The organism is Candidatus Margulisiibacteriota bacterium, from assembly GCA_031268855.1.
Taxonomy (GTDB): Bacteria; Margulisbacteria; Termititenacia; order Termititenacales; family Termititenacaceae; genus Termititenax.
Genome location: JAIRWS010000082.1, coordinates 1 through 7,197 on the forward strand (window position 1 = coordinate 1; position 7,197 = coordinate 7,197).

The window sequence follows — 7,197 nt, forward strand, 5'->3', positions numbered from 1 at the left end:
ATTATATAAGAAATGGTATTATTTTTTACAGTGTTTGCGCGCATGGCGGAATTGGCAGACGCACCAGACTTAGGATCTGGCGGAGCGATCCTTGGGGGTTCAAGTCCCTCTGCGCGCACTTAAAAAGCTGAAGGAGCTTATACTAAGGCCAGTTGTTAGAATGGATACTGTAAGCAATATGCCGATGGCATATTGCGACTGGGACTTGAAAGCTCGGAGCGTGTTTCGCATCGGCGAAACCGCGAGAGCGCGTCTCCGCAGCGAGGGAGCGTTCCGCGTAGGCGGAACAGTTGCGACCGAGACGAAGGAACAAGTCCCTCTGCGCGCACTTAAGAATCTGAATTAAGTATTATTCCCTTTCATTTTTTTGATGTAAATCACCGCATAATAATCCGGCATATTGTTGAAATTCGTGCCGGAGCCACTATTGCCCACGGTGCCGGAAATAGTTGAGTTGCTGCTGTTGACAGTGTGCGTATGCGATCCGCCCTCTGCCGCCGAGCCGGAAAGAGTGTGAGTGTGCGCTCCGCCATTGCCTATAGTGCCTGAGACAGTGTGCGTATGATCTGCGACTGTGGATGTTGTGTAGGTCGCGCTATGGTACTCGCCGTATTCATCGCTACCGTAATCTGACTGCCCTGCTGGAGTTCTACTATGGTTTGTATCGTGCACTGTTACTGTATGCGAGTGTCCGCCAGCCAAAGCCGCGGAGCCATTGGTGAGGTCATGATTATGTGATCCGCCTTCAGCCGCGCTGCCGCTGAGCGTATGCGTGTGCGCGCCGCCGTTGTTGAGCGTGAGGCCTGTCAAAGACATGTTGGTTAAACTGTGGCTGTGCGCGGGCAGATTGCTGGCGGTCAGGGACAGCCAGTTCGCGCCGGCCACGGTCTCACTACCATTGCCTTTGAGGAACTTGTCCCGCAGATCCGGCGTGCCGTTTTGTCCATCGCAGATGTACCAGCCGCCGCGGCCGTTTGTCCAGCTGCCGTCCATCATGAGTATCGCCCCCACCGGAAAAAATGTTAAATCCAGCATATCCTGCGCCAGCAACGGCATTCCTTTTTCGATTGTCATATGAAACCTCCTTGTTGTTGTGTCGGCATAATATACCGTGGTTTATTATGCCGTTAAAATTATAAACCACTATAGCTAACATTGCAAGTATTGGGGTGAAATTGTGCGAAACATCGGCAAGAATATAAAGTCCTTTCGAAAATCAGCCGGATTGTCTCAGGAAAAATTGGCAAATAAAATAGATTTGACTTTGCGGTATTTTCAACGCCTTGAAAGCGGCAGTCATACGCCGACAATTGCTACGCTGACGAAAATTGCCAAAGCTCTAGGCCAAAGTATCAAAGATTTTTTCTAACGCTAGTACACCAAACATTGTCAAAAACCAACATTGATATAAATCGATATAAATCAAACAAGCGTGTATTCAATTAATTTTCCATAAAATGTCAGCTTTCCCTCCGCGGTGCGTTTGGGAAATTCCGTTTTCCACGTTAATTTATGCAGATAATTGGCGCGGCAGATTTCCGCGAAAGTTTGTGCGACGTACTTTTCGCCGAGTTTGTGTTTGAGCGCGTAAATATTTTCATTGCTGTAAGGCACGGCGTCGAGCATTCGCTTGACCACCGGAATATTATCGCGCGCCGCGGCAATGCCGTAATCAAACAAAAAATAATCGATTGCCGCCGCTTCGCGCTGCCAATATGCTGTGAGAAGCGTTTTCATAAAATCCGCAAGCAAATTGCCTTTGTTCATGTAAAAACAATAAGTCGTCCACTGTCCGCGCCCGACATGCAGGTCTTTGCGGCGGCGGCGTATCGTAAAAAGTTCCAGACCGGCCAGTGGCGGCAGCGGCGCGGTTAGCAGCACAGTCGCGTCCAGCCACAAACCGCCCTGCGCGTGGAGCAAAGACATGCGCAGAATGTCCGAAAAGTGCGTCAGGGAAATTTGCCCCTGCCGGACTTTGGCTAAAATGAACGGCGGGATTTTGACAAATTTCTGGAAATTGTCCTTGGTGATGAGCCGCGCCGGGTGGCCATTGGCGTTTTGCCGTAGCGCGCGCCAGCAGGCCCGGACGATCTCCGGCATGTTTTTCTCGCCCTGCCACCAGCAAAACCAGACCGGATATTTTTCCGGCATCCGTTTCCGCCGCGGATTTTTGGCCTGAAATTTCTGGAGGACATCCGCGTAGTTTTGCCGCAAATATTTTTTCAGAGCCAGATGTTTGCGCAAAACTTTGTCGAAAAGGCAGGCGTATAGGAAAACAAAAAACTCCCGCATATTTTTATCTTAACATGGAGATGTTGCGCGTGGTAAATATCTTTATATTTACCGTGCCTAGCGCGAATTGTTTGCCAACAAAACGCAACAGTTTGCATCGTTTGTTTTTTCGCTTGAATAATGATATAAAATTATTAGGATAGGAGAAACGTATGGCAAAAATTTGGCAAAACTGGCAGATCGCCCCTGAGGTCAAAGCTATTCTGAATAAAGCGCCGGAGGTTGTTTTTCCCGCCTCCAAAAAAGAAGTTCTCGATCTGGCTATGGGTGGCAAGGATTTTGTTTTCGAGGTCAGCTACGAAGTGCCCGGCAAAGGCAATGTGCCAGAAGCCGTGGTCGTCAAATGCCGCAACGGGCTGTCCGTTAATTTTCCCGAGCCGCACATGCGCCGCCGCGATCCAAACTGCATGTTTATCGGCGACAATGCGCCGACCGACAAGCCGCGTTTTACGGAGGCTTTTCCGCAGTACAAATTTCCTGAGGTGCGCCAGGAGACTTTTGACTGGCTGGCCAAGCAGGAGCTGGCGGTGCTTTGCACGAATATCGGCGGCGAGGACACCGGGCTGTACGGCATTTTGATCGCGCCCAAAAACGCCGGCTGTTTTATCGGCGCGCTGGCGGATATTCAGGGCATTGTGCCGCCGACCGATCTGTCGCGCACTTTTGCGCCGGACGCGATCATTTATCTGGCGCCGGTTTTCCGCCACACGCATTTCAACGGCAAGCAGGTCGTTGTCAATAACCGCCTGCCCAATGTGCATGAAGTTTTTTCTTACAATCTTTACCCGGGGCCAAGCGCCAAAAAAGGCATTTACAGCGTGCTGCTGGATATCGGCGAACGCGAGCAATGGCTGACCTTGCACGGCGCGGCGGTGCAGGTGGTCACGCCTTACGACAATATTACGACGATCCTTCACGAAGGCGCGAGTGGCAGTGGCAAGAGCGAGATGCTGGAATACGCGCACCGCAAGACCGACGGACGCCTGCTGCTGGGCGTGAATAAAGTGACCAAAGAAGAGCTGGATTTGAGCATGGACCAGACCTGTCTGCTCAAGCCGGTCACCGACGACATGGCGATTTCCCATCCGCACGATCAGAAAAATAATCCTAAACTGGTGGTGCGTGACGCTGAACAAGCTTGGTTTATCCGTATCAACCACATCACGCATTACGGCACCGATCCTAAACTGGAGCGCGCCTGTATTCACCCGAGCGAGCCGCTGCTGTATTTGAATATCGATGGCCGGCCGGGTTCGACGGCTTTGCTCTGGGAACATGTGGAAGATTCACCGGGCAGAGTTTGCTCCAATCCGCGCGTGATCCTGCCGCGCAAGCTGGACGAGGACGTGGTCAATTCGCCGGTGGAAGTTGATTTCCGCAGTTTCGGCGTGCGCGCGCCGCTATGCACCGCCAAGAATCCGACGTATGGTATTTTTGGCATGCTGCATTTGCTGCCGCCAGCGCTGTCCTGGCTCTGGCGTCTGGCCGCGCCGCGCGGCGATGCCAACCCCAGTATTTTGACCAAAGGCAGCGGGCTGATCACGGAAGGCGTCGGCACTTTTTGGCCTTTTGCGACCGGCAAGTTTGTGAATTACGCCAATCTCCTGCTGGATCAGATCGCCGCCACGCCGCAGACCAGACACGTGCTCCTGCCCAATCAGCATATCGGCGCCTGGAAAGTCGGCTTCATGCCGCAGTGGCTGGTCAGAGAGTATCTGGCCAGGAGAGGCGCCGCAAAATTTAATCCCGCGCATTTAGAGGTCGCGCGCTGTCCTCTGCTGGGCTATATTCCGGGGCAGATAAAGATCGAAGGCACGACCATACCGGAACAGTTTTTGCATGTGGAGACGCAGCCGGAAGTCGGCCTTGACGCTTACGATACCGGCGCGCAAATTTTGACAGAATTTTTCCGCGCGGAGATCAAAAAATATCTCCAGCCGGAGCTGAGCCGTCTGGGACAGGATATTATCAACTGCTGTCTGGAAAACGGCGACCTGGAAGATTACAAAAAACTCCTGCCGATGACGTATTAGTCTTTTGTATGTAAAAGTATGCTATAATATGCATAAATATGCTCGGTAAAAATGAAAGGAGTTAATTATGCCATTATTGCAGGTGCGGAATTGTCCCGAAAAAATCTATAAAAAATTGGCGGAAGAAGCCAAACGCGAACACCGGACTATCGCCCAGCAGACTGTCGCCACGCTAGAAACTATACTCGGCCTGAATGAGGCGATTATTGCGGCCAATAAAGCCCGCCGCAAATTATTGTCTGAGCGGGTGAGAGCGATGGAAATTCCGAAAGCGGTTAGGGAAGTTGACGATGTGAAATGGATACGCGAGGATAGAAATAGATGATAGTTGTTTTGGATGTCAGCGGCGCGTCTCAGGTAATATTCCACAAAGAAAAAATGGAAAGATTCGACATGGTTTTGCAGGAGGCTTCTCTGGTGATAGCTCCGGATTTATATGTACCGGAATTAACCAATGCGATTTGGAAGTATGGAAATTTTGCTGGTTATACACTTGAAGAATGTAATAGTTTTATAAAAATTGGCCTGAAATATGTTAATAAATTTGTGGACTCTCGAGAATTATGGCTGGAAGCGTTTCGGCTGGGGCTGGAGAATAGACACTCAATTTATGATATGTATTATCTGGCGTTAGCCCGGCAGAATGAGGCCATGCTGGTTACTAACGACAAAGAGCTGCTTAAAATAGGCAAGAAGCTGCATGTGGAATATTGTTATTGATTTTTAGTTTAAAACGTCTAAAATATTAGCCGATGGACAATATTTTGACTATTAAGCGTGAGCTGGTCGACCGGGTCAGGGCGCGGCGCAAAGAGCAGAAAATCTCGCAGCAAAAATTGGCGGAACGATCCGGCGTGAGTTTCGGCTCGGTCAAGCGTTTTGAAAGATTTGGCGAGATCTCGCTGGTCTCGCTTTTGAAAGTCGCGCAGGCTTTGGGCTGTGAAAGCGATTTCGCTTATTTGTTCAAGGAAAAACAGCCGGTCAAATTGTATTTTCACTATCAGGATAAAAACGAATCGCTGACGCCGTCCGCGGTGTGGGCTTAGGCGCGCTTTTATGTTACACTTCCGCCATGATCGAAACACAGGGACTGGTCAAGGCTTATCACAAAAAAAAGGTCGTCAACGAAGTCAATATTCACGTCAATAAAGGCGAGATCGTCGGCCTGCTTGGCCCCAATGGCGCTGGCAAGACCACGACTTTCTATATGATAGTCGGTCTCATCAAAGCGGACGCTGGCGCGGTCAATCTCAACGGCAACGATATTACGCGCTTGCCCATGCATGAACGCGCCAAAATGGGTATTGGTTATCTGCCGCAGGAGCCGTCGATTTTTCGCAAGCTCACCGTCGAAGAAAATCTGTTGATCCTCTGGGAAAATATGCCCAGCGTGCCGCCGGCGGAGTATCAGCAGCGTCTGGATAAATTATTTGAGGAGCTGAAAATCTCGCATATCCGCAAACAGCGCGGCTATGAGCTGTCCGGCGGCGAACGGCGGCGGGTGGAGATCTGCCGCGCGCTGGCCTGTTATCCGGATTTTATTTTGCTGGACGAGCCTTTTGCCGGTATCGATCCGATCGCTGTCAATGATATTCAGGAGATCATCGCCTATCTGGCCAAGACTAAAGGCTTGGGCATACTTATCACCGACCACAATGTGCGCGAAACGCTGGGTATCACTGACCGCGCCTACATTATTCATCAAGGCAAAGTCCTGCTGGAAGGCGACGCGGCGGCGATTTCCGCCGACCAGACCGCGCGTAAATTTTATCTGGGTGAAAATTTTAATCTGTAACGGGACTGCTGTGAAAAATTTTAGAATAAAATTAATTTATCTTTATACATTTAAAGAAATTCTGTTGCCTTTTCTTTTTGGCGTGGTGGCGTTTTCCGTGATCATCTCCGGCGGATCGATCATCCCGGGGGTGATTTCCGAAGCGCAGCTCTACAGTCTTGGTTTCGAGCAGGTGCTGGCGCTGTTTTTGCTGCGTCTGCCGCGCGTGATCTCTCTGACTTTTCCGATGGCTACTTTGCTGGCCGCGCTGCTGTGTTTCAGCCGTTTGTCCGGCGACAGCGAACTGACGGCTTTCCGCGCCGGTGGATTTTCGCTGTACCGCCTGATCGCCGCGCCGCTTTTTTTCGGATTATTGGTCAGCCTGCTGACGGTTTTTTTTAATGAAACTGTCGTGCCGCAGGCGAGTTTTATTGAAGAGAATACGATCATTCAGCTCAAAGATGTGTCCCGGGGCGCGCCGCAGATCCAGACCAATGTCAATATTCCGATGTACGAAAATCACCGCCTCGTCAGGATAATTCACGCCCGCGAGATGGAAGGCAGCACTATGCGGCAAGTCAATGTTATCGAATATGATCCCAATGACAATGTCGCCCGCAGCACGCGCGCCGAGGAGGCCGAATTTGACCCGCTGGCTGGCTGGACTTTTCGCCGCGGGACCATGCATCAATTTGCCGGCGATAACCGCGCCGCGTTGATCGTGGATTTTACGACGCAAAACATCAATATCAATGTGCGTCCGCGCGATATTTCCGGCCGTAACAAAGACCCCGAACAAATGAATATCGGCGAGCTGTCCGCCTATATCCGCCAGCAGAGCAGCTTCGGCGCCAATGTAGCCAAATTGCGCGTGCAGTGGCATCAAAAATTGGCCATTCCTTTTGCCTGTCTGATCTTTGTTTTGCTTGGCTCGCAGATGGGCATTCGTCCGCAGCGTTCCGGCGCGGGAGTAGGCCTGGGCATCAGCGTGCTGATCATTTTTGTTTATTACATTATGCTGTCGGTTTTCATGTGGTTTGGCCAAAGCGGTTTTTCGCCGCTCCTCGCCGCCTGGCTGCCCAATATTCTGATCGGCGG

The 7,197-nt window shown here is 51.0% G+C and carries 9 protein-coding genes and 1 tRNA gene; 8 read left to right on the plus strand and 2 right to left on the minus strand.

The genetic code is table 11. The annotated features are described in order from the left end of the window. Positions 1 to 36: 36 nt before the first annotated feature. A tRNA-Leu gene (locus LBJ25_05080) sits at positions 37 to 118 on the plus strand. Between the two features lie 224 nt (positions 119 to 342). Here LBJ25_05080 and LBJ25_05085 read toward each other — a convergent pair. After that, complete coding sequence (locus tag LBJ25_05085; GenBank protein MDR1453328.1) at positions 343 to 1,074, minus strand: hypothetical protein; 732 nt, start codon at positions 1,072 to 1,074, stop codon at positions 343 to 345. A 103-nt stretch (positions 1,075 to 1,177) separates the two neighbouring features. On the opposite strand from LBJ25_05085, the gene LBJ25_05090 reads away from it, so the two are divergent. Continuing rightward, complete coding sequence (locus tag LBJ25_05090; protein MDR1453329.1) at positions 1,178 to 1,369, plus strand: helix-turn-helix domain-containing protein; 192 nt, start codon at positions 1,178 to 1,180, stop codon at positions 1,367 to 1,369. Between the two features lie 53 nt (positions 1,370 to 1,422). Here LBJ25_05090 and LBJ25_05095 read toward each other — a convergent pair whose 3' ends face one another. Next, entirely contained in the window at positions 1,423 to 2,292 is an 870-nt protein-coding gene (locus LBJ25_05095) for a capsular polysaccharide synthesis protein (GenBank protein ID MDR1453330.1), read from the minus strand. A 152-nt stretch (positions 2,293 to 2,444) separates the two neighbouring features. Here LBJ25_05095 and LBJ25_05100 point away from each other — a divergent pair, with 152 nt between their 5' ends. The 6 genes from LBJ25_05100 to LBJ25_05125 all read left to right on the plus strand — a co-directional run. Then, the gene (locus tag LBJ25_05100) at positions 2,445 to 4,325 is read left to right on the plus strand and encodes a DUF4914 family protein (protein ID MDR1453331.1); all 1,881 of its coding nucleotides are present in this window, start codon (positions 2,445 to 2,447) and stop codon (positions 4,323 to 4,325) included. A gap of 67 nt (positions 4,326 to 4,392) precedes the next feature. Further along, the gene (locus tag LBJ25_05105; GenBank protein ID MDR1453332.1) at positions 4,393 to 4,650 is read left to right on the plus strand and encodes a hypothetical protein; all 258 of its coding nucleotides are present in this window, start codon (positions 4,393 to 4,395) and stop codon (positions 4,648 to 4,650) included. Further along, positions 4,647 to 5,045 (plus strand): type II toxin-antitoxin system VapC family toxin, encoded by a 399-nt coding sequence (locus LBJ25_05110; protein MDR1453333.1) that lies wholly within the window; start codon positions 4,647 to 4,649, stop codon positions 5,043 to 5,045. The genes LBJ25_05105 and LBJ25_05110 overlap by 4 nt, the downstream gene beginning before the upstream one ends. Positions 5,046 to 5,077: 32 nt before the next feature. Next, positions 5,078 to 5,371, plus strand: a complete 294-nt coding sequence (locus tag LBJ25_05115; protein MDR1453334.1) for a helix-turn-helix transcriptional regulator — start codon at positions 5,078 to 5,080, stop codon at positions 5,369 to 5,371. Positions 5,372 to 5,397: 26 nt separating this feature from the next. Next, on the plus strand, positions 5,398 to 6,120 hold the full coding sequence (gene lptB, locus LBJ25_05120) for an LPS export ABC transporter ATP-binding protein (protein MDR1453335.1): 723 nt from the start codon (positions 5,398 to 5,400) through the stop codon (positions 6,118 to 6,120). Positions 6,121 to 6,130: 10 nt separating this feature from the next. After that, a partial coding sequence (locus LBJ25_05125; protein MDR1453336.1) for an LptF/LptG family permease occupies positions 6,131 to 7,197 on the plus strand: 1,067 nt, incomplete at its 3' end.